This window comes from Labrenzia sp. THAF191a (assembly GCF_009363335.1).
GTDB classification, from domain to species: domain Bacteria; phylum Pseudomonadota; class Alphaproteobacteria; order Rhizobiales; family Stappiaceae; genus Roseibium; species Roseibium algicola.
In genome coordinates, this window is record NZ_CP045333.1 from 3691514 (window position 1) to 3711711 (window position 20198).

Annotated in this window: 25 protein-coding genes; 7 read left to right on the forward strand and 18 right to left on the reverse strand. The window is 59.0% G+C overall.

Annotated elements, in window-relative coordinates; genetic code table 11:
- Positions 1-63: 63 nt before the first annotated feature.
- Positions 64-417 (reverse strand): hypothetical protein, encoded by a 354-nt coding sequence (locus FIV05_RS16935; protein ID WP_152510379.1) that lies wholly within the window; start codon positions 415-417, stop codon positions 64-66.
- Positions 418-594: 177 nt separating this feature from the next.
- Between FIV05_RS16935 and FIV05_RS16940 the strand changes: the two genes are divergently transcribed.
- Entirely contained in the window at positions 595-2202 is a 1608-nt protein-coding gene (locus FIV05_RS16940; protein ID WP_209009686.1) for a DUF427 domain-containing protein, read from the forward strand.
- A gap of 157 nt (positions 2203-2359) precedes the next feature.
- On the opposite strand, the gene FIV05_RS16945 is transcribed toward FIV05_RS16940, so the two are convergent.
- The 4 genes from FIV05_RS16945 to purL form a co-directional block, all read right to left on the reverse strand.
- Entirely contained in the window at positions 2360-2641 is a 282-nt protein-coding gene (locus FIV05_RS16945; RefSeq protein ID WP_152510380.1) for an antitermination protein, read from the reverse strand.
- Between the two features lie 654 nt (positions 2642-3295).
- Positions 3296-3631, reverse strand: a complete 336-nt coding sequence (gene grxD, locus FIV05_RS16950) for a Grx4 family monothiol glutaredoxin (protein WP_023000869.1) — start codon at positions 3629-3631, stop codon at positions 3296-3298.
- 89 nt (positions 3632-3720) lie between these two features.
- Positions 3721-3954, reverse strand: a complete 234-nt coding sequence (locus FIV05_RS16955) for a BolA family transcriptional regulator (protein WP_006932469.1) — start codon at positions 3952-3954, stop codon at positions 3721-3723.
- A gap of 42 nt (positions 3955-3996) precedes the next feature.
- Positions 3997-6195, reverse strand: coding sequence for a phosphoribosylformylglycinamidine synthase subunit PurL (purL, locus tag FIV05_RS16960; RefSeq protein WP_023000870.1), 2199 nt, complete (start codon positions 6193-6195; stop codon positions 3997-3999).
- A gap of 534 nt (positions 6196-6729) precedes the next feature.
- Between purL and FIV05_RS16965 the strand changes: the two genes are divergently transcribed.
- Entirely contained in the window at positions 6730-7707 is a 978-nt protein-coding gene (locus FIV05_RS16965; RefSeq protein ID WP_152510381.1) for a cyclase family protein, read from the forward strand.
- A 96-nt stretch (positions 7708-7803) separates the two neighbouring features.
- On the opposite strand, the gene FIV05_RS16970 is transcribed toward FIV05_RS16965, so the two are convergent.
- From FIV05_RS16970 to FIV05_RS16985, 4 genes are all read right to left on the reverse strand, one after another.
- A complete protein-coding gene (locus tag FIV05_RS16970; RefSeq protein ID WP_173013876.1) occupies positions 7804-8769 on the reverse strand; it encodes a calcium/sodium antiporter in 966 nt (321 codons plus the stop codon).
- 126 nt (positions 8770-8895) lie between these two features.
- Entirely contained in the window at positions 8896-9408 is a 513-nt protein-coding gene (locus FIV05_RS16975; protein ID WP_152510383.1) for a hypothetical protein, read from the reverse strand.
- A 105-nt stretch (positions 9409-9513) separates the two neighbouring features.
- The gene (locus tag FIV05_RS16980) at positions 9514-9990 is read right to left on the reverse strand and encodes a hypothetical protein (RefSeq protein WP_152510384.1); all 477 of its coding nucleotides are present in this window, start codon (positions 9988-9990) and stop codon (positions 9514-9516) included.
- A gap of 23 nt (positions 9991-10013) precedes the next feature.
- Positions 10014-11525: a PLP-dependent aminotransferase family protein gene (locus tag FIV05_RS16985; protein WP_152510385.1), complete on the reverse strand. Its 1512-nt coding sequence runs from the start codon at positions 11523-11525 to the stop codon at positions 10014-10016.
- A 201-nt stretch (positions 11526-11726) separates the two neighbouring features.
- On the opposite strand from FIV05_RS16985, the gene FIV05_RS31895 reads away from it, so the two are divergent.
- Positions 11727-11867: a DUF1127 domain-containing protein gene (locus FIV05_RS31895; RefSeq protein ID WP_229597942.1), complete on the forward strand. Its 141-nt coding sequence runs from the start codon at positions 11727-11729 to the stop codon at positions 11865-11867.
- Between the two features lie 123 nt (positions 11868-11990).
- On the opposite strand, the gene FIV05_RS16995 is transcribed toward FIV05_RS31895, so the two are convergent.
- Complete coding sequence (locus FIV05_RS16995; RefSeq protein WP_152510386.1) at positions 11991-12527, reverse strand: peroxiredoxin-like family protein; 537 nt, start codon at positions 12525-12527, stop codon at positions 11991-11993.
- Positions 12528-12634: 107 nt separating this feature from the next.
- Here FIV05_RS16995 and FIV05_RS17000 point away from each other — a divergent pair, with 107 nt between their 5' ends.
- Entirely contained in the window at positions 12635-13435 is an 801-nt protein-coding gene (locus tag FIV05_RS17000) for an AraC family transcriptional regulator (RefSeq protein ID WP_152510387.1), read from the forward strand.
- 463 nt (positions 13436-13898) lie between these two features.
- Here FIV05_RS17000 and FIV05_RS17005 read toward each other — a convergent pair whose 3' ends face one another.
- The 6 genes from FIV05_RS17005 to purC all read right to left on the reverse strand — a co-directional run bounded on the left by FIV05_RS17005 (position 13899) and on the right by purC (position 16768).
- Positions 13899-14153, reverse strand: coding sequence for a DUF2164 domain-containing protein (locus FIV05_RS17005; RefSeq protein WP_006932460.1), 255 nt, complete (start codon positions 14151-14153; stop codon positions 13899-13901).
- 20 nt (positions 14154-14173) lie between these two features.
- Positions 14174-14839 carry a phosphoribosylformylglycinamidine synthase subunit PurQ gene (purQ, locus tag FIV05_RS17010; protein ID WP_152510388.1) on the reverse strand — a complete coding sequence of 222 codons (666 nt, stop codon included), beginning with the start codon at positions 14837-14839 and terminating at the stop codon, positions 14174-14176.
- Positions 14840-14857: 18 nt separating this feature from the next.
- On the reverse strand, positions 14858-14965 hold the full coding sequence (locus FIV05_RS31900) for a phosphoribosylformylglycinamidine synthase-associated small membrane protein (RefSeq protein WP_023000881.1): 108 nt from the start codon (positions 14963-14965) through the stop codon (positions 14858-14860).
- Positions 14966-14993: 28 nt separating this feature from the next.
- On the reverse strand, positions 14994-15236 hold the full coding sequence (gene purS / locus FIV05_RS17020) for a phosphoribosylformylglycinamidine synthase subunit PurS (RefSeq protein ID WP_031269246.1): 243 nt from the start codon (positions 15234-15236) through the stop codon (positions 14994-14996).
- Between the two features lie 106 nt (positions 15237-15342).
- Positions 15343-15882: a hypothetical protein gene (locus FIV05_RS17025; protein ID WP_062488383.1), complete on the reverse strand. Its 540-nt coding sequence runs from the start codon at positions 15880-15882 to the stop codon at positions 15343-15345.
- Positions 15883-16003: 121 nt separating this feature from the next.
- The gene (gene purC / locus FIV05_RS17030) at positions 16004-16768 is read right to left on the reverse strand and encodes a phosphoribosylaminoimidazolesuccinocarboxamide synthase (RefSeq protein ID WP_006932454.1); all 765 of its coding nucleotides are present in this window, start codon (positions 16766-16768) and stop codon (positions 16004-16006) included.
- 307 nt (positions 16769-17075) lie between these two features.
- Here purC and FIV05_RS17035 point away from each other — a divergent pair, with 307 nt between their 5' ends.
- From FIV05_RS17035 to FIV05_RS17045, 3 genes are all read left to right on the forward strand, one after another.
- On the forward strand, positions 17076-17399 hold the full coding sequence (locus FIV05_RS17035) for a DUF1476 domain-containing protein (protein WP_023000884.1): 324 nt from the start codon (positions 17076-17078) through the stop codon (positions 17397-17399).
- 218 nt (positions 17400-17617) lie between these two features.
- The gene (locus FIV05_RS17040; RefSeq protein WP_152510389.1) at positions 17618-18424 is read left to right on the forward strand and encodes an aldolase/citrate lyase family protein; all 807 of its coding nucleotides are present in this window, start codon (positions 17618-17620) and stop codon (positions 18422-18424) included.
- 185 nt (positions 18425-18609) lie between these two features.
- Positions 18610-18825, forward strand: a complete 216-nt coding sequence (locus FIV05_RS17045) for a hypothetical protein (RefSeq protein WP_055655054.1) — start codon at positions 18610-18612, stop codon at positions 18823-18825.
- 6 nt (positions 18826-18831) lie between these two features.
- On the opposite strand, the gene FIV05_RS17050 is transcribed toward FIV05_RS17045, so the two are convergent.
- A complete protein-coding gene (locus FIV05_RS17050) occupies positions 18832-19386 on the reverse strand; it encodes an alpha/beta fold hydrolase (protein WP_152510390.1) in 555 nt (184 codons plus the stop codon).
- Positions 19387-19626: 240 nt separating this feature from the next.
- The gene (locus FIV05_RS17055) at positions 19627-20163 is read right to left on the reverse strand and encodes a BA14K family protein (protein ID WP_353622173.1); all 537 of its coding nucleotides are present in this window, start codon (positions 20161-20163) and stop codon (positions 19627-19629) included.
- Positions 20164-20198: the final 35 nt, after the last annotated feature.

Sequence of the window (20198 nt, forward strand, 5' to 3'; positions counted from 1 at the left end):
CAAGATATCGTTCAACCTTCCAATAGTGTTGGCTAAGCCGGAACATCGTGTTCCGTTGGATTGTCAGCCTTTAATGGGAGGTTGATCTTCCGCAGACGGCAGAGCGTCCGTCAGGACGGGAGGTGACGTGGTTTCCGGCCCGGTCACCGTGGATTGGAATTGCAGTGCCACATTGGAGAAATGAGACAGGCAATCCGGGCCGCACCCGAAGGGTTTGGTGGTTTTTCCAGCCTGGCTGTCCGGTTGGCAACATTGGGCATGATGCGCGGTAAATTGCACCGTCTTTGCGACCAGGTCCGTTTCCACCGCCATCGAGCGTTCCAGAGCGCGAATGCTCTTTGGAACATGCGTGTAGGCTGCGGCGGTTGTGACCCCGGCAAAAAAGCAGATCAACAATGTGATCAAGACGTTGCGCATTCAATCTCAGTACCCGACAGGGGGCTCAATTTCCATACCTTGGCTGCTCACAAGCGCGTAATCGCGAATTGAGGTCAAACCGTGGCTTGCCCCGAAGTCTGCCCCGGGTACCACCTATGCGTTTTTTGCAAGTGTCGGCGGCTGGGGGCGCCACACAGGTGTGAGCAGGGGAGGCGCATGCAAGTGCACTGGACAGCTCGCCATGTGTTCCATATCTCTTTTTTCATGACCGTGCGAGCGCAGCAAACCTCGAACGACTACGGGATCCTTGTGGAACCGCTTGCCGGCGAAGTGACAGCCTGGCGGGGGGACCAGTTGCTGGCGCGGTCTTCAAAGGCGCGGGTGATGTATGAAACCCGGCTTGCACCTGCGATCTATTTCCCGCGCAACGACGTTCTGGCAGACCTCGAACCTGCTCCGGAGCGCAGAACCTTCTGCCCGTTCAAGGGAACGGCTAGCTACAGCCACGTCCGGGTCGGCAATGAGACGCTGGAGAACGGCGCCTGGAGTTATCTCAATGCGTTGCCTGAAGGTAAGGCGGTTGATGGCCTTGTGGCCTTCATGCCGGGTGTGGCGAGCCGGGTCGATTTTCAGGGTGCCCCGATTGATCCGCTGCCTGTCGGGAACATCACGGGGCCGACGGTCGATTGGCTGCTGCGCGAAGCCTGGGCTGCGAAAACGCCAGAAGAACTTACAGCCGCCCTTGGCCGAAAACTGGTGGAGGACGGGATAGCTGTCTGCCGAATCAGCATCCTGATCTGGTCACTGCACCCGATGATTGCCGGCCGTCATTATGTGTGGACGCGCGACGACGATACCGTGCAGAGCTTTGCTCCGTCCTACGAGACACTGGAGAGCCCGGCCTTTCGCCTGAGCCCGCTTCAGCATGTGGCCGACGGTTTGGGAGGCATTCGGCAAAAGATCGATTCGAACCCCGACGAGTTCAATTTCCCGATCATGGAAGACCTGAGGCAGCAGGGCGTTACCGACTATGTCGCCATGCCGCTGCCTTTTTCCGACGGGCGGATCAATGTGATGACCCTCGCTTCGGATCATCCTGCCGGTTTCACCACGGCAAACCTCGGACTGGTGTTCGAATGTTCGGCCCTTATCAGCCGGCTATTCGAAGTATTTGCACTGACCTCCAATGCGACATCCCTTCTGGAAACCTATCTGGGCAAGCGGACAGGCGCGCGGGTTCTGGGCGGCGATATCCGGCGTGGGGACGGCGATGTCATCGACGCGGCGATCCTGTTCTGCGACCTCAGGCATTCCACCAGGCTGGAAACGGAGCTTGGCCGGCAAGTCTATGTCGGTGAACTCAACCGGTTCTTCGAGGTCACGACCGACATCGTCAATGCGCATGAAGGCGAGGTCCTGAAGTTCATTGGCGATGCAGTGCTGGCGATTTTCCCCGCGGGCGTCGGCCTGGATGAGGCCTGCCGGCAAGCAGTTGCCAGTGCCGAGGAGATCGTTCGCCGTCTGAAGGTGCCGGACCCGGACACACAGGGCATCTCCATGCACTGTGCCATCGGCATCGCCTTTGGCGAGGTCACCTACGGCAATGTCGGGTCAAGGGAACGGCTTGATTTCACGGTGATCGGCCATGCAGCCAACATCGCGGCGCGACTTGGGGATTACGGCAAGGTTATCGGTCAGGAGATCGTTGCGACGGAGGAAGTGGCGCTGGAAGCAGGGCTGCCGTCGATCCCGCTCGGATCGGTCGACCTGCACAATGTCGCCGGGCCAGTGGCTGCGCATGCGGTCACGACGCTGGATGACTGAGCAATAGACCTGAATTCCTCAAGTCGGCCAGCTTACAAAGACCTTTGCCGCTCTTGTTTCGAAGATTTTTTCGGGATGCAGCAACGTTTCAGGGGATGCCTGTCGCCATCTGCCAAGCGCTGAGCGAGCGAACGCTCAGCCTGAAGCACGCCGGAATTCAGCGGACGGTGTGTTCTCCGTCAAATCCGCCCATCGGCTGGTTGCGGACAAGGATTACGAGGCCTTCCTTGCTGGGCTCGGCATCCTTCAACGCAACACCGCCGTAGTTGGCGCAAAGTTCTTCGGCGCTCTTGGCTTTGGCTGGTGTGAACATGGTGAGCGCCTGGCAATCGACGCGGCGCAGTTCTCCGTCGGTCTTCACGCTACCGGACATGACGATGCCGGCTCCGACAAGTGCCAGAACGAAAGTGGAGGTGGCAGCAACTGCAATCTTGTTCATTGTCCCCGGTCCCATTTCCCGGCTCCGTTGTTTGATGGAGCCCTGCGATATGGTCGGAGAATGGCGGAACGCACCTGTACTCACCCTGAAATCCGCATTCACCTTGCGTTCAGCTTAGGTGATTCGGCAATTTTTGCCGAGATGGCGCCTGCATTCGACCGCAACTGATTCCGGTTAACATTGGATAAAGTGCAAGTCTAAGTGGTTTTGACGGGGTGGGAAGGCTGATTTGTGTCATTCCGGACAAGTGCAGCGAAACTGCGCGCTGATCCGGAAACCAGATGTCATCGTGAGCTAAGCGAACTCTTTATTTCAATGGAAGGCTGCACCTCCGGCGCGAAATATGTCTGGATTCCGGATCGGCGTTCGGCGTTGCCTCACTTGTCCGGAATGACGTGAGGGGACGAAACTCAACACGCCCGAAAAGAGCATCTTCCACCATCGCCCGGCTCGTTCCCTCACCATCGTCATACCGGACAAGCGAAACGCGAGCCGGGATCGGATAGCCGCCTGCGGCCAGGGATCCTGGTCGTTTCAAGCCGGAGCCTGGCTCTCCAATTCCCGATAATTACGCTCGTTGGGAACCCCCGCAGACACGAAAAAGGGGCGGTAGAACCGCCCCTTGGAAAGCTGTCTTCAGAAATCGATTCAGGCTCAGGCGGTCTGCTGAGTGGTCTCGATGCCTTTTTCCGTGAGAAGGCCCTGCAGTTCCTGGTTCTGGAACATTTCGCGGATGATGTCACAGCCGCCGACGAATTCACCTTTCACGTAAAGCTGCGGAATGGTCGGCCAGTTGGTGAATTCCTTGATGCCCTGGCGCAGATCGTCGTCTTCCAGAACGTTGATGCCTTTGTAAGGAGCGCCAACATAGTCAAGGATCTGTACGACCTGACCGGAAAAACCGCACTGCGGGAAGTTCGGCGTGCCTTTCATGAAAAGCACAACGTCGTTGGTGTCGACTTCGTTCTTGATCCAGTCCTGGATGCTCATGGGTCCGTCCTTTGTCTCTTTGCCGCCTATCTGGCGAGATCCGGCGGCAGATTCAAGTGCTCGCGCTGCCTGCGCGGCAATGTGTCAACTCAATCCGGTGCCTTGGTCTGAAGGGCGAGGGCGTGCAAAGCGCCGCCCATGTTGCCTTTCAGTGCCTCGTAAACCAGCTGATGCTGCTGCACGCGACTCTTGCCGCGGAAGGATTCCGAGACAACATTCGCTGCGTAGTGATCGCCGTCTCCAGCCAAATCCCGGATCTCGACCTGAGCATCGGGCAAAGCCGCCTTGATCAGGGTCTCGATCTCATTTGCGTTCATCGGCATCGTGCGTCCGTCCTGTTGTTAAGTTCCTGAAGGTCAAACGGCTTATGCCGTTGCCATGTAATTCGGGAACCAATCTTCGTGCGCTTTTTTCAAGTTTGCAACGGATATGGTGAGTATGCCTTCAACAGTCAAATCCGTGCCACCGGTGGTGCCGATTTGTTGAACGTCGATACCGCCGTCCAGAATGTCTTCCAGAACGGCTTCCACCTTGTCCTGGGAAACAGTGACGACGTAGCGTCCCTGGTCTTCACCGAAGAGCGCGGCATGGGCCGGCCCATCGATCTTGACCGTTGCGCCGATGCCGCCGGACATCGCCATCTCGGCGAGAGCGACACCCAGGCCGCCGGAAGAAATATCGTGTACAGCCGTCAGACGGGCTGCGCCGATGAGCTGGCGAACCAGCGTGCCGCGGCGCTTTTCTGCCGCCAAGTCGACCGGCGGCGGAGCGCCTTCCTCACGACCCAGAATATCCGCGAGATATTGGGATGCGCCCAGATGGGTGCCCTTGCCACCGATGAGCAGGATTGCGTCGCCTTCGTTTACGAAGGCTGCGCCCGCACGCACCGTGACGTCCGGCAGCAGGCCGACACCGCCAATGGCCGGGGTCGGCAGGATCGCTTCGCCATGGGTCTCGTTATAGAGCGACACGTTGCCGGAGACTATCGGGAACTCTAGCTCCCGGCAGGCTTCGCCGATGCCTTTGATGCAGCCGACGAACTGGCCCATGATTTCCGGCTTTTCCGGGTTGCCGAAATTCAGGTTGTCGGTTGCAGCCAGCGGTTCGGAGCCGACGGCGGTCAGGTTGCGCCACACTTCGGCAACGGCCTGCTTGCCACCTTCAAACGGGTCCGCCTCGCAATAGCGCGGTGTCACGTCAACGGAGAAGGACAGGCCTTTGCGGGTGCCTTCCACGCGGATGACACCGGCATCACCGCCCGGCGTCGCGGCCGAATTGCCCTGGATCAGCGTGTCGTATTGTTCATAGACCCAGCGGCGGGACGAGCCGTTGGCGTTGCCGACCAGGGTCTTGAGAGCTTCGGCATAGTCCGCCGGTTCCTCGATTTCGGACGCCGACAGAACGGGGCGCTTTTTCGGCTCGACCCAGGGACGATCATATTCGGGGGCTTCGTCACCGAGTTCCTTGATCGGCAGATCGGCGACGACTTCGCCTTGGTGCTTGACGATGAAACGCAGCGTGTCGGTGGTCTTGCCGACGATGGCGAAGTCGAGGCCCCATTTCTTGAAGATGGCTTCGGCTTCGTGTTCCTTTTCCGGACGCAGGACCATGAGCATGCGCTCCTGGCTTTCCGAAAGCATCATTTCGTAGGCGCTCATCTGTTCTTCGCGCACCGGAACCTTGTCCAGGTCCAGCTCGATGCCGAGGTCGCCGCTGGCGCCCATTTCAACGGCAGAACAGGTAAGACCGGCCGCACCCATGTCCTGGATGGCGATGACCGCACCGGTCTCCATGAGCTCAAGGCAGGCTTCCAGCAGGCACTTTTCGGTGAAGGGATCGCCAACCTGAACGGTGGGGCGCTTTTCTTCGATCGTATCGTCGAATTCCGCCGAAGCCATGGTCGCGCCGCCGACACCGTCACGGCCGGTCTTGGCGCCGAGATAGACGACCGGCAGGCCGACGCCTTCGGCCTTCGCCAGGAAGATCGCATCCGATTTTGCAAGGCCTGCCGCAAAGGCGTTGACCAGGCAGTTGCCGTTGTAGCGGGCGTGGAACTCGACTTCGCCGCCGACTGTCGGAACGCCAAAGGAGTTGCCGTAGCCGCCAACACCGGAAACGACGCCGGAGACGAGGTGACGGGTGCGCGGATGATCGGGTTCGCCGAAGCGCAGGGCATTCATGGCCGCAACCGGACGCGCGCCCATGGTGAAGACGTCACGCAGGATGCCGCCGACACCGGTTGCAGCGCCCTGGTAAGGCTCGATGTAGGACGGGTGGTTGTGGCTCTCCATCTTGAAGACCACGGCTTGGCCATCGCCGATATCGACCACACCCGCGTTTTCACCCGGGCCCTGAAGCACGCGCGGACCTTCGGTCGGCAGGGTCTTCAGCCATTTCTTGGAGGATTTGTACGAGCAGTGCTCGTTCCACATGGCTGAAAAGATGCCCAGCTCGGTGAAGGTCGGCTCGCGGCCGATCAGTTCCAGGATGCGCTCATATTCATCCGGCTTCAGACCGTGGGAAGCAATCAGGTCGGGCGTGATCTTGATGTCGTTCGGGATCATGACGTTTCACTGTTTTTGGCCAGTGTTTCTGGCCAATGGGTGGGGCCGCGACGGCACGGGCAGACGATGATGCCGCCGTTTAGCAGATTGTCCCCCAATTTGGGAGCCTTGCGGTGCAAAGAAATTCGACAAATTTGATCGCGGGCGATGCGATTGGCCTTGCAGACGTTCTTCCACCTGACAGCGCAGTGCATTCCAACCGGCGCAAGTTCGAATTCAAGCCCGGTATCAAGGGAAAATAAGGTTCGTAAAAGTCTCACCGGCAAAGCGGAGATGGCTGCAATACGGGTGTTTCAGTGCATTTGGTTGCAGTCTTGACAGATTTGGACGATTGTCCTAATTCGATTTTAGGGCAATTGTCCTAATCGTGCCGGGCGCGTTCGAATGCGCCTGTTCTGAAAACCGAAAACCCTGTCAGGCAATCCGTCCTGCTGAAACGTGGAGGAGCAATCCTCCGCGAACGGAATCGCCTTGCCGGTCGTTCCTGCATGCACGGGGTTTTGAGAGGAAGGAATTCCACTGGTGCAAGACTTGATGAATCAGACCCGTAAGCTTTTTGCAGCCACGCTCATGGCCGCGACCCTCGCCGGTTCACCGGTTTTCGCGGAAGGCGATCAGGTGGGTGAAAGTCCATGGGGACCGGAAGACGAGATCGGCACACTCAACATGATGAGCGATGCCTCCCGGTTGGAGATCTTGCAGCGCATCGATGCCGGCAAGATTTATGATCTCGGCGTGGATCTCTTTGTCGGCATGCCCGATTGTTGCAGTGCCGCCTTTGGAGATCCGACTTACCAGATGATGATGCTTCATACGCCGGCGCGCGGGGATGGCAGCAAGGAGCTCCTTTCGCATTCCAGCGAAGCGATTTCGATGAATACCCACACGGGAACCCATATCGACACGCTCAGTCACTTCGGGCTTCACGGGAAAATCTGGAACAACGTTAGCGCCGACGAGGCGCAGGGTGCGCGCGGGTGGGCGAAATCGGGTGCGGACAAGTATCCACCCATCATTGCGCGCGGCGTGCTGATCGACGTTGCGAAGGCCAAGGGTGTGGATGTGCTGCCGGCGTCCTACGCCATTACGGTGGATGATCTGAAAACCGCGCTGGATGCGCAGGGAACCAGCTTGCAGGAAGGTGATGTGGTGCTCATCCGTACCGGCCAGATGCAGCATTGGCCGGACAAGTCAAAACTGGCGCTGTTCAGCCAGTCAGGGCTTGGCCTTGATGCCGCAAGGTGGCTGGCGGAGGAGCAAAAGGCGATGGTGCTGGGCGCGGATAACCTGGGTCTGGAAAGTTTCCCGTCCACCAACCCGGACAATTTCGCACCTGTTCATTCCTATCTGCTGGCGCAGAAGGGTGTCTCGTTTATCGAGCTCTTGTGGCTGGAAGACCTGGCAAGGGACGAGGTGCATGAATTTGCCTTCATTACCTCGCCGCTGAAACTGCGTGGCGCCACCGGCTCACCGATCCGCCCGATTGCGGTCCCCGTCAGAAGCAGTCGCTGAAACTGTCCTTCTGGCCGGCGGAGTAAAGTCTCCGCCGGTTTGGGCAGGCAGGAGAAGATCTCCCCTTTGCGCTAGGTCCGACTTTTCTGAGGAGGTTCATCCGAGGGCGTTGTGGAGGACGTAACCTGTATAGCCGGCATAGGCCAGGAGCATGATGGCGCCCTCGCGCCGACAGATACGGCCGCCCGTCATGGCAAAGACCAGAAGGATCACTGTAGCCCCCAACAAAACCCAGATGTCGAAGCTCATGATTTCCTGCGGGACCTGGAGGGGGGTGATAACCGCGGTAATGCCCAGAATGCCCAGGATATTGAAGAGGTTGGAGCCAAGGATGTTGCCAAGGGCAATATCTGTCTGACGCTTGAGAGCTGCGATCACCGAGGTGACCAGCTCAGGCAGGGACGTGCCGACCGCGACGATGGTGACGCCGATAACCGCGTCGCTGATGCCCGCTGCCTGCGCAAGGCTGGTTGCGCCGGACACCAGAAAGTGTGCTCCGCCCAGGATCATTACCAGTCCGCCAAATGCCATCGCCAGATTGAGCAGCAGGTTCAGCTGTCCGGTTTTTTGAGCGACAAGCTGGACTTCACCCCTGTGCAGTTCTGCCGAAGGCGTTTGCGTGCCTTTTTCCATCCGGTAGGTGACAACAAGATAGACCGCCAGGGTGAGTATCAGGACCAGGCCTGCTTCCCGTCCAATCAAGCCGGACAATGCAAGGCCCGTGAAAGCGAGGGCTGCCAGAGCGTTGGCCGGACCGTCGCGAAGCAACGCTTTGGGGTCGACCAGCAACGGTGAGATGACGGCCGTCAGCCCCAGAATGAGCAGGATATTGGCGATGTTCGAGCCGGCGACATTGCCGACAGCCAGGCCGGCAGACCCGTTGAGTGCCGCCAGCACGCTCGTCATCAGTTCCGGTGTCGAAGTGCCGAAGCCTACAAGGACCAAGCCGATCAGAAGTTCGGAGATGCCGAAGCGTTTTGCAAGGCCGACAGAACCGCGCACAAGCACGTCACCACCGGCCACGAGGAGAACCAGGCCGAGCGCAATTTCAAAGACAGTCATTTTGGAGATCCCGAGGACACGTCGCTGGCAGATGGTGTGCCGGATTGCACCGGACAATGGCTTTTAAGGTGCCGCGCAAACTTTTTTCGCGCGATAGCAAAAGAACTTCCCACGACGGCTAACGGTCTAGCCCTTTGGTGCCGGCCGGATATCCGGATTGACGTGATACCCGGGGCCGATGGTAAGCGGTTTTGCCGGCATCGCCTTCGGCGCGACACTGGATTTGAGACCCTTTTCGTGGCGCTCTATTTCCTCGCCCGTCTTTGCGTCGATGACATGAAGAACTGCCGCATAGGTGCGTTCGGCTTCAACATCGCTGAGGGATGGTGTCTCGAAACTGTAGTTGCGCTTGGCATGGGAAACGGCCTTTTCGACCTCGATCTTGCCACCTTGCGGGCTTTCAAACTCGGCAATGAGCCGGGTGCCAAGCGGCAGGGGTTTTACGAGGCCAACCGTGATGCCCGCCCGAATGTCGGCGATGCGGTAGTTGTAGATGAAGCCACCGCCGGTGATTTCGGCGAAGCTGGCGCTTTCCAGGATGGACTGATTGTAGCGGTAGACGGTTCCGAAGACGGCGATGCAATAGACAGCCGCTGCCACGCCGGCCAGTTTCACCCACAAAGGCACAGACCCTGTCATCACAACCTCCCGGTAGTCAGTTCACATTGTCAGCAGCGCAGGTGAAGGACAAGGAAAACGTGTTTCCGTATCGAGCGATATGAGGCAGTCAAACCGGTGGTTTGCTTACCTGCGGAGAGCGTTGCCGTTGCCGTTGCCATTGCGCCTCAGACAGTCCTCGATCGCCTCGACGAACTCCGCACCGTAGAAGGACACCCGTCTTTCATTGCCGTTTCCTGTCACAGGGACTGAAAGCGTCAGCGTCGGTGAAAACCAGAGATCGCGGCGATGTGCGTCCGTGACCGCGGTCCACGGAATGAGTATCGGCTTGTGGCCGATCCTGAAGACAAAGATCGGGTACATGTGGAGACCTGCATCGGACAGGGTTACATCCACGCTGTTGCGGTAGTTGCCGAAGAGACCGAACCGGATGGTGCGCCAGTTCCAGGTGCGGCCTTCCGGTTTCCGGTTTGCCGGGTAGGCTTTTGCCAGTCCCGCCCAGCCACCTGTATGGGCGATGACAAAGACGATCAGCGACCAGAACAGGGCGAAGACGACTGCGAAGGCTGGCAGGATCAAGAAGAGCAAGCTGGTTTCAGACATATTTCTCCGCCTTCAAAGGGTCGCTATTCGAAACTGTCGTAGCAGGCGCCGCTGTCCTCCAGCAAATTTTGCAGGATAAGCAGACCCTTCGCGGTTTCCTGCCGGGTCATCGGGTTGGTGATGCCGATGCGAACGCGGTGATAGACCTTGCCGGATCGGCCGGTCTTGAACTCGTCTTCATCGTCGATCAGCACATTGGCGGCAGCGGCCGCCGCCTTGAAGGTGCCGGAGAGCCAGGGTTCGGGAAGCTTCAGCCAGAGAAACGGCGCGTCGGCAGCGGCAAACATGTCGTAGGCACCGAGATAATTCTGCACCAGTTCGAAACGGGCGGAGACTTCCGCGAGGATTTTCTGACGGAATTCGTCGGCAGCGCCGGAAAGAACCAGCCGGGACGACAGTTCCGACAGGAGAAAGGATATGCCGCCGGTCAGCATCTTGTGGGCGGTGTAGATCCGCTGTGCGTGAGACAGCGGGCTGGAAACCCAGCCGCCACGCACGCCTGCCGTCACGGACTTGGACAGCGAGCCGACATGAAAGGTACGCTCCGGTGCCAGTGCGGCGAGCGGGGGCGGCGAGGTTTCGCGCAAGGAACCGTAGACCTCGTCCTCGATGATCCAGAGATTGTACTGGCGGGCGATGGTTACAATGTCCGCACGGCGCTGTTCACCCATCATGCCGAGCGTCGGATTATGCATGGTCGGCATCACGAACAGCAGCTTCGGGTGTTTCTGCGCGCAGACCCTTGCGAGATCTTCGGGTAGGGGACCTTCGTCGTCCCTTGCAATCTGCACCGGCCGGCGGCCGGAGAGAGCCGCGCCACGGGCAATCGAGCTGTAGGTCAGTTCCTCGAAGGCGACCTGATCGCCAGGCGCTGTCGTTGCCGCGATGATTGCCATGATTGCCGCCTGGGCGCCTGTCGTCGGCACGATGCTGCCTTCCGGCGGCTGCCAGCCGGCACGGGACAGCCAGATCCGCCCGGCCTGGCGCCAGCTTTCAGGCACGGAGCGGGTGTAGCTGGCAATTTCGTACGGCGCATCACGGGTGATGTCTGCCGTCAGCCGTCCGATGACACCGGCCTGGCCGATCTCGGGAGCGGATGTGCTGTCGAAGCGGATTGCCTCTGGCGAAGGCACCATGACCCGGGTGCCGCCAAAGGCGACATCCTTAGGCATGTGCATCGCCCCTTGCGTCCAGGAAGAGGCGGCCATGTCATGCGCGGCTGAGCCGTTGGTCTGCTGTGTCGGCCGGTCAAGGTCCGGTTTGGTGTCTTCTTCGAGTGACGGTTCATAGGTGCTGCCGAGCACGAATGTGCCGCGCCCGACTTCGCCACTGACGAGGCCACGCTGACGGATCAGGGCGTAGGCGCGTCCTATGGTGCCGACAGTGACACCCAGATCATACGCAAGATCGCGCTGCGGCGGCAGTTTGGAACCGGCGCCAAGCGCGCCAGTGGCAATATCCTCGGCGATGCGGTCCGCCAGCCGGATGTAGAGGGGCCCTTGGCCCTCGGGAATCTCTGGGTGCCAATTTGTCATGGTGACAATTTAATATATTGCATCCCGAATGGAGTCAATTCATATGATTGTAGCGCAACAATGCGCCCAATTGATGCAATTGTCACCCTGGAGATGTCTCAAATGAGTTCAATCGAAACAATATCCGGGCGCCCGATATCGCGGCTCCGGATTCCCGGCGGTTTTACCAAAACGGCTTTCAGCTATCTGAAGGATTGGTTTGTGAGGCGCCGGACCCGCCTGGAACTTCTGGAATTGTCAGACGCGGCCCTTGAGGACCTTGGACTGACCCGGGAAGCTGCGCTTGCCGAGGCAATGCGCCCCTTCTGGGATACCGAAAGCCGGCGCAAGGGCCGGTATTGATGCGGAGATCTTTGGCGATCCCCCATAACAAGGACCTGCTACCCCTGGCTAGTCTTTGTTGATGCCGGACACGATGCAGCCCGTGTCCGGCATCCTTGTTTTCAATTCCGTATCAAGGTGCCGTCAGACTGTACCGGTATATTCGCCGCGTGCCGGATAGTCGTTCTTCTGAACGAAATCGAGTGCACCGACCATTTCCTGGAAGTGCGGACGCACGAAAGGCATGGTCTGGACGGAGGCGAAATAGAGCGTGCCGTCCGGTCTGACAAGAAAGACACCCGGCTCGGAAAACAGCGCAGGTTCCTCGATGCCGATCGAGGTGGTGCCGCGGCTGGTTGAAACATAAAGTCCCCATTCCCTCGCAACGTTAAGCGGCAGGCCGTAGCCAAAGCGCAGATCAGCGTGGCCGACCTTTTCCGCCATCTTTTCCGTACGGTCCTTGTCGTCCGACGAAATTGCGATCGTCTTGACGCCCTTGGCCGCGAAGTCGGCAGTCAGACGGCCGAGTTCCTTCAGGTAAGTGGCGCAGATCGGACAATGAAGGCCGCGGTAGAACACGACCAGCGTTGCAAAGTCGGCGTTATCCTTGGACAGATCAAAGGTGCCGGAGCTGAGGGTTTCGACCGTGAGGCCGGGTACCGGTTGGCGTGGAACGAGCATGTTTTCCTCATTTGGCTAGGCAAGGCTTCACATTTCCCTGCAGATGGCTGTAAGGTAGTGAACGCAAGCGCTATAAACATTCAAAAAATATGCTCAGGAGTACGGAAATGTCGGTCCCATATCGCACGTCCTTTAATGGAAGGCTGGACCGGCTGTCTTCGCTCATCGACCGGCTCCGCGTGCAGGTGGACATTTCACTGGCAGCGGACGGGAGCGAAAGCGATGCCAACCTGAGGGTCTATGATAGCCCTGAGAGAGGGCAGAGACTGGTTTTCTGCCCGGAGCGGGACGGATCTGCCGTACTTGCCGGCATGGAAGCAGCCCCCGACGAAACGTCGCTTGTCGCTGCCCGGATCAAGATATCAGGTGTCGGCAGGCAATTGGTCAGTGCCTTGCCGGACTGCATTTCCGTGCCCATGTCGGAAGATCCATATCTCACCGCTGTCGTGACGCCGCTGATCGAGGAGGCGACAATGCCCAGGTGCGGCGGGCAGGCTGCCTTCCAGCGTTTGTGCGAAGTGGTGGTGATCCGCCTGCTGCGTCATGCCATGGAAGAGGGCAAGGCCGATACCGGCCTCCTGAACGGTCTTGCAAACCCGCGGATCGCAGCCGCCCTGGTGGCAATCCACGAGGTGCCCGGAGAACACTGGACGCTGGAAAAACTGGCCGAGACCGCCGGCATGTCGCGCACCCAGTTCGCGGTGACGTTCAAGGAACTCGTCGGGACGACACCCATGGGTTATCTCTCGAACTGGCGGTTGGATATTGCCCGCTCGGAGCTGGAAACCGGCAGGCAGGTCAAGGCCGTCGCGAGCCTCTGCGGCTTCGCAAGTCCGGCGGCCTTTTCCAGGGCCTTCTCCCGCCGGTTCGGCTACTCTCCCAAACAAAAGCGCAGCCAGGCGGCCTGAACCGTCTGTTCGCTGAACCTCTCTAGGCCCCGTTTTTGTCATCCCGGTTTGGTGCACAACGCCAAGACCGGGATCCAGTAGCCATAAGGGCCAAAGGGATGGGCAAAGCGGTCGAGGCAGCCGGTTACTGGATCCCCGCCTTCGCGGGGATGACAAGGGAGGTGAGGGCGGCTTTGGTTCGTGAGGTTCTGGCGGATTGGAGCGCGTGTAGGTACCGCATTCATACTTCGATGGTCAGGCGACTGCGTCTTTCCCAACCCTCTTGTCATCCCGGTTTGGCGCAAAGCGCCAAGACCGGGATCCAGTAGCCTTCAGGGCTGACGGGATGGGTAAAGCGGTCCAGGCGGCCGGTTACTGGATCCCCGCCTTCGCGGGGATGACAAGGAGGGTGAGGGGGGGAAGACTTCTAGCCTGCGGAATTCCAACTGGACGGCACTAACCACGCCACGTCGCCCAGTGCAGCTCAACCGCGATCCTGTACCGGTTTTTCCAAGGCGTAGAGTTCGTCGTTGATGTCGTCGACCTTGCGGGCGAGCAGCGCCTGGGCGTCCTTGAGTCCGAGGTTGTAGAACCTGGCCCCGAGAGATGGTGTCAGGAAATCGATCAGCAATTCGGCATCCATGTTGCCGATGTCGATGTCCAGGTCTGTTTCGAGATAATGCTTGATCTCGGAGGCGAGGCGGGTTCTGGCGTCCTTGTCGAGTGTCAGGTCCGTCATGTCCGCCTCCCGGATGATTTTCAGGCTGCTTCCAGCAGGCTTTCGAACAGGATCCGCCCGTCGAGGCCGCCATTGAGCGGCTCGATCAGGTTTTCCGGGTGCGGCATCATACCGAGAACGTTGCCTTTGGCATTCATGATGCCGGCAATGTTGTTGATGGAGCCGTTCGGATTTGTGTCGCCCGCATAGCGGAAAACGACCTGGCCGTTGTCTTCGATCTGCTTCAGCGTGTCAGCGTCGGCGAAGTAGTTGCCGTCGTGATGGGCAACCGGGCAACGCCAGACCTGGCCTTTTTCGAACTTCGAGGAAAACCGCGTCGCGGTGTTGACCGTTTCCATCAGGACTTCGCGGCAGACGAACGTCAGGCCGGCGTTGCGCATCAGGGCACCGGGAAGCAGGCCGGCCTCGGTCAGGATCTGGAAGCCGTTGCAAACGCCAAGGACGGCGACGCCGCTGTCGGCCTTGGCAACAAGATCCTTGAGGATCGGGGAGCGGGCTGCAATTGCACCGGAGCGCAGATAGTCGCCGTAGGAAAAGCCGCCGGGAACAACCACAAGATCCACATCCGGCAGGGTGCTTTCCGTGTGCCAGACGCTCTGCGGCCTGGTGCCGGTGATCAGTTCCAGTGCGTGGAACATGTCGCGGTCGCGGTTGGAGCCGGGGAAAACGATGACTGCGGTTTTCATGTGTGCAATCCAGTCGGTTCAGAGCAGAACAAGTACGGCTATCAAGGCCGCGATTGCGGGCACCAGGATGAATATCGCCGCTTTGGTGGCCATGAAGATCAGGGCCGTGCGGGTATCGTCATCCATCGGTGGTGCCCCGGTGTCGAAGTTTCGGTCAGGCGATCTCGATCGCGTAGTTCTCGATGACAGTGTTGGCGAGCAGCTTTTCGCACATCTGCTCCAGTTCAGCCTTGGCGGCTTCCTTGTCGGTGCCGGTCAGTTCGACATCGAACACCTTGCCCTGACGAACGGAGCCGACGTCGCCGAAGCCGAGGCCGCCGAGCGCGCCTTCGATGGCTTTTCCCTGAGGATCGAGAACACCGTTTTTCAGGGTGACGATCACACGTGCTTTCATGATTGGGATCCCCGCAGCAGACTGCAGATTCTGCAGTTGAATGACTTTGGGGCTCCCCATACACGAGGAGCCCCATTTGCGAAAGGCCTGTGTGCAGAAAACCTGCGATTTACGGCAGGCGTTTGATCGTTGTCTGCTTCAGGAAGCGGTCGAGATTTGTCTTTGCCCTGGAGCTTGATGTCGCAAAGGAGGCAACGGTGCTGCCGCGGTCGTTTTGAATGATGATGCGTGCGGCAACATAGACGTTGCCTTTGTCCGTCCGGTACCTGGCAGTCATGTCGAAGCCGGAATAGGATTTGGTGACGACACGGCGATTGGTTTTGAGACGGACCTGCCCCTTCGAGGCCACGTTCGCAATGTTGCCGACGGCATTCATCAATTCGGCAGAGATCAGGTTTTGCCGGATGGCTGTTTCCGTGTCGCCCTTGACCTCGATCGGACCCACAACGACAACTTCAGGCGATTTGCAGGTGGATGGCAGACAAACATAGACGGCCTTGTTGCCGTTCTGCTTGCTGGCCCAACCCTTGGGTGCAAAGCTGGAGGATATGCTGCCGGGCTTCAGGCCCGTGGTTTGACAGGCTGCAAGAAAGCCGCACAGAAGTGCAATCGATACGGCTTTGAAAATGAAAGAAAATCTAAAAGACATGACGCCCCCTCGTTGAACAAGGGGGCGTCATAGTTTGCAATACCTTTGGTTGCAATACTGACGTTAGGGCCGTTAGCGGCGATTGCGCCGGCCTGTGTCAATACTGCATCAGCAGCGGGTTTTACTTGACCAGGGTCGGTCCGGAGCCTGCCGGACGTTCGCTGGTGATCATGATCCCCAGCCGCTTGGCAACTTCCTGGTAGGCTTCCAGCATGCCGCCCATGTCGCGGCGGAAGCGGTCCTTGTCCATCTTGTCGTTGGTTTCGATGTCCCACAGGCGGCAGCTGTCCGGGGAAATCTCGTCGGCGACGACGATGCGCATCATGTCGCCTTCGAACAGACGGCCACATTCGATCTTGAAATCGACAAGACGGATGCCGACGCCCAGGAACAGGCCGCACAGGAAATCGTTGACACGGATGGCAAGCGCCATCATGTCGTCCAGTTCCTGCGGGGTGGCCCAGCCAAAGGCGGTGATGTGTTCTTCGGCGACCATCGGGTCGTTGAGCTCATCGTTCTTGTAATAGAACTCGATGATGGAGCGCGGCAGCTGCGTGCCTTCTTCCAGGCCCAGACGGGTGGCGATGGAACCGGCGGCGACGTTGCGCACGACCACTTCCAGCGGAATGATCTCGACTTCCCGGATCAGCTGTTCGCGCATGTTGAGGCGGCGAATGAAGTGAGTCGGGATGCCGATGGCATTCAGATGATTGAAGATATATTCGGAAATCCGGTTGTTGAGCACGCCTTTGCCGTCAACAATCTCGTGTTTCTTGTTGTTGAAGGCAGTCGCGTCGTCCTTGAAGTGCTGAACCAGGGTTCCCGGTTCCGGACCTTCGTAAAGGATCTTGCCCTTACCTTCGTAAATGCGCCGGCGGCGGTTCATAGGCTATACCGTATCTTTTAGAGAAACCTTTGACGGAACATGCTTACCTTGTCTGAAAATCCACCGGGACGTTTGTCGTCAACCGGCCGATGCTTGAAGGCAGCAGGCCCTGTTTTGCGGCGCGGAACTTAACCGAAGCCGGGCAAAAGTACAATCTTATGTTTCCGGAGAGTTCGCAGGGCGGTTATGCTTTTGACGCATGAGTGTACGTACTGCGTTGATTTGATCGGCTTGCGGGGATATGCAAGAGACCAAATCAGCCCCATATGGGGGGAAGTGCATCAGCGCAGTTCAGGAGACGATGAGTATGAGCACATTCGACAAGCGCGAGCAGGGGTTTGAAAACAAGTTTGCGCATGACGAGGAGCTGCGGTTCAAGGCAACCGCACGCCGCAACAAGTTGCTGGGTTTGTGGGCGGCAGGTCTTCTGGGCTTTGAAGGCGAGAAGGCCGACGAATACGCCAAGGAAGTTGTCCGGGCCGATTTCGAAGAGCCGGGCGAGGAAGACGTTTTCCGCAAGCTTCGCGAAGATTTCGACGCAAACAAGGTCGAGCAGTCCGATCATCAGATTCGTCGCACCATGGACGAACTGATGCACACGGCTGTCGACCAGTTGCAGAAAGAAGGCTGATCGAAGCTTTCTTCGATTGTCAGTTTCAAACGCCCGCCGGAAACGGCGGGCGTTTTTTTTGACGGGCATGATGATCGGCAAGTTGGGGCTTTTCCGGCCTGGAAGAAGAAAATCCCCATCTCCCTTGGCGTCAACCAAGCTCCCAGAATTGCAAAAACAGCGCTTGCGGTTGTGTCGGCGGACGGATTTGATACCTCCTCTATCGGAGGAGACGACCCGTGTCAGATAATGCCTTTCTTGCCGACAAGTTGCGTTCCGGAAAAGCCGTCATTACCGGCTGGTCCCAATTGTCCGCGCCCATGGTTCCGGAGTTGTTTGCGCGCTCGGGATACGAGGCGGTTACGCTCGATCTTCAGCACGGCATGTATGATTTTGCATCGGCGTGCGAGGCGATGGCAGCCATTGCTCTTGCCGGGGCACACCGCATTGCCCGCATTCCCGTCGGTGACAACGCCCTGGCGGGACGGCTGATCGACATGGGGGCCGATTGCATCATCGCGCCGATGATCAATTCCCTTCGCGACGCGGAAACCTTTGCGCGGGCTGTCAAGTATCCGCCGATCGGCGAACGCAGCTGGTCGCCGTTCCGGGCAGCCATGCTGAGCGGCCAGACGCGGGACCAGTATCTCGAAAACGCCAATGCACAGACCCTTGCCTTTGCCATGATCGAAACCCAGGACGCGATCGACGCGCTGGACGAGATCCTGAGCGTCGACAGTCTTGATGGCGTGTTTGTCGGTCCGAGCGATCTTTCCCTTGCGTTGTCAAAAGGCGCTTCGCTCGATCCGAACGGGGCACATACCGGCGAAGTTGCCGGTGAGATTGCGGAAAAGGCGCTCGCGGCCGGAAAACTTGCCGGGGTTTTCTGCCTCAACGCCGACAAGGTCGAGGAAGCCTATAATCAGGGGTTCCGGTTGATGTCACACGGCGTCGACACGCTCTTTCTTGACCATTCCGCCCGGGCGGCGCTCAAGGAAGTGGCCTGGCTGGCGGAGCAGGGCACAGGACCCGCCGCCGGATATTGATTTGCTCTTCTTGCGGAAGCTTGACCTGGGTCAATGTCATAATTTCGATATTGCGAAAGTATTCAGATATCGAAACCGCGACGGTTCTGAGCTTCAACAACAAAGTTGATTATGTCTCATAATCAACCACTGTTGCCGCTGTAGCTCAGGACGGAGAACCGCCGCTTTCCCGATGGGAGATCCTCATGTGGAAACTGGCAATGATCCTGTTCATCATCATCGGCCCGACGCTTGCCGGCCTTGGTGCACTGGTTCCGTTATCGATCTACGGTGTCGGCACATTCAATGCTCTGCTGCTGGTCGGCGGTGCGGCGACAGGCGCCGCTATCGCCATTCCGGTGAGCTATTGGGTGGCCACGCGCCTCGGAGCGTTGATGGACGCTTCCTCTGCACGGACCTGACAGCCGTCAGCCGAGCTTCTTCATGAAATGGGCAAAGGACATCATGCCTTCCGGCCAGGGGCCGTGGCCGCTTTCCAGGTTGATGTGGCCGGCGGCTCCGGCGTCCTGGAAGGTGGTGCCCCAGACCTTGGCGAAATGCTCGGCACGGGCGTAGTCGCAATATGGGTCGTCCCGGCTGGCGACAAGGTGCGCAGGGAAGGGCAAGGGATGTTCGGGAATGGGCTTGAAGTCGCCGCCATCGAATTCCGCCACCAGCTCCTCGCGGTCCCAGTCGGAAGGAGCGACGAGATAGGCGCCGGCAATCTTGTCCTTCAGCGCATGGGCGCCGTGGGCGACCAGGATGCAGCCAAGCGAATGTGCGACAAGCACAACGGGCCGTTCGGCGGAAGCAACCGCTTTCACCAGCGTTTCCAGCCATTCCTTCTTGCTCGGACGATGCAGCTCTGCCTGTTTCACGACCCGGGCCGTCGGCATCTTGTCGCGCCAGCGCAACAGCCAATGGCCCGGCAGCGTCTGACCGTAACCTGGAACAAGCAGAATATCGGTGTCTGAAATTTTCACGGGGTACACCTTTTGCGTGGCTGTCGAAGATGTGCCGCTGTCTCGCAGTTTTTCCGGGCGCTTGTCAATCGCGGCAAGGAAGGTGCCGGATGTTTGGTAGGCTGGAAGAATCAGCTGGCAAGGTATCGGCCTTCGGATCTGAGCGCCGTTTGCGTTTCTCAGCCTTCGGGGTGACGGCTGGGGCAAACTAAAAGAGCCGGCCCAAAGGACCGGCTCGATGTTTGTCGGCTTCAGCTTGAATCACGGCCCATAGGGCGAGACGCATACACGGCGTGGTCCGTGATAGGGCTGGAAGCTGTTGTCGCCAGGGCGGTAAGACCGATAACGCTGACCACACCACTGATAGTGCGCCGGGCTGTAGCCACGGCCGTAGCGAGGCGGGGCGGCGTAGCGCGGGGGGGCTGCGTAGCGAGGTGGGGCCGCATAGCGGGGGCCCGGAGCAACGCCGAAGCCGAAGGCAAAAGCAGCCGGCGGGAACCACCAGCCGTTGTAACGCCGGTAGCCCTGACGATATTTCCGGTAACCCCGGTGCCCGTTGTAATAGTGGCGTCCGTTACGATTGTTGTAGCCGCGATGCGGGTTATGGCCTCTTCTGTGGTCGACCTTGAGGACGTTCGCCGGGGCTTCCGAGTGCGTCTGAACCGGCACCGGCGCGGTCTTGAGCAGCGGTAGCGGAGCGGCGAAGGCCGGCAAAGCCAGGCTCACTGCAAGACCGCCAATGGCGGCGTGACTTAAAACGGATTTCCAGATCGACATCACATACTCCATGCTAATCATGGATATAAAACGTGGAGCGCCCGGCTTCGTTCCCC

Coding starts and splice junctions, on each gene's coding strand:
- FIV05_RS16935 (WP_152510379.1), bottom strand. CDS start 417: ATGCGCAACGTCTTGATCACATTGTTGATCTGCTTTTTTGCCGGGGTC.
- FIV05_RS16940 (WP_209009686.1), top strand. CDS start 595: ATGCAAGTGCACTGGACAGCTCGCCATGTGTTCCATATCTCTTTTTTC.
- FIV05_RS16945 (WP_152510380.1), bottom strand. CDS start 2,641: ATGAACAAGATTGCAGTTGCTGCCACCTCCACTTTCGTTCTGGCACTT.
- grxD (WP_023000869.1), bottom strand. CDS start 3,631: ATGAGCATCCAGGACTGGATCAAGAACGAAGTCGACACCAACGACGTT.
- FIV05_RS16955 (WP_006932469.1), bottom strand. CDS start 3,954: ATGCCGATGAACGCAAATGAGATCGAGACCCTGATCAAGGCGGCTTTG.
- purL (WP_023000870.1), bottom strand. CDS start 6,195: ATGATCCCGAACGACATCAAGATCACGCCCGACCTGATTGCTTCCCAC.
- FIV05_RS16965 (WP_152510381.1), top strand. CDS start 6,730: ATGAATCAGACCCGTAAGCTTTTTGCAGCCACGCTCATGGCCGCGACC.
- FIV05_RS16970 (WP_173013876.1), bottom strand. CDS start 8,769: ATGACTGTCTTTGAAATTGCGCTCGGCCTGGTTCTCCTCGTGGCCGGT.
- FIV05_RS16975 (WP_152510383.1), bottom strand. CDS start 9,408: ATGACAGGGTCTGTGCCTTTGTGGGTGAAACTGGCCGGCGTGGCAGCG.
- FIV05_RS16980 (WP_152510384.1), bottom strand. CDS start 9,990: ATGTCTGAAACCAGCTTGCTCTTCTTGATCCTGCCAGCCTTCGCAGTC.
- FIV05_RS16985 (WP_152510385.1), bottom strand. CDS start 11,525: ATGACAAATTGGCACCCAGAGATTCCCGAGGGCCAAGGGCCCCTCTAC.
- FIV05_RS16995 (WP_152510386.1), bottom strand. CDS start 12,527: ATGCTCGTTCCACGCCAACCGGTACCCGGCCTCACGGTCGAAACCCTC.
- FIV05_RS17000 (WP_152510387.1), top strand. CDS start 12,635: ATGTCGGTCCCATATCGCACGTCCTTTAATGGAAGGCTGGACCGGCTG.
- FIV05_RS17005 (WP_006932460.1), bottom strand. CDS start 14,153: ATGACGGACCTGACACTCGACAAGGACGCCAGAACCCGCCTCGCCTCC.
- purQ (WP_152510388.1), bottom strand. CDS start 14,839: ATGAAAACCGCAGTCATCGTTTTCCCCGGCTCCAACCGCGACCGCGAC.
- FIV05_RS31900 (WP_023000881.1), bottom strand. CDS start 14,965: ATGGATGACGATACCCGCACGGCCCTGATCTTCATGGCCACCAAAGCG.
- FIV05_RS17025 (WP_062488383.1), bottom strand. CDS start 15,882: ATGTCTTTTAGATTTTCTTTCATTTTCAAAGCCGTATCGATTGCACTT.
- purC (WP_006932454.1), bottom strand. CDS start 16,768: ATGAACCGCCGCCGGCGCATTTACGAAGGTAAGGGCAAGATCCTTTAC.
- FIV05_RS17035 (WP_023000884.1), top strand. CDS start 17,076: ATGAGCACATTCGACAAGCGCGAGCAGGGGTTTGAAAACAAGTTTGCG.
- FIV05_RS17045 (WP_055655054.1), top strand. CDS start 18,610: ATGTGGAAACTGGCAATGATCCTGTTCATCATCATCGGCCCGACGCTT.
- FIV05_RS17055 (WP_353622173.1), bottom strand. CDS start 20,163: ATGATTAGCATGGAGTATGTGATGTCGATCTGGAAATCCGTTTTAAGT.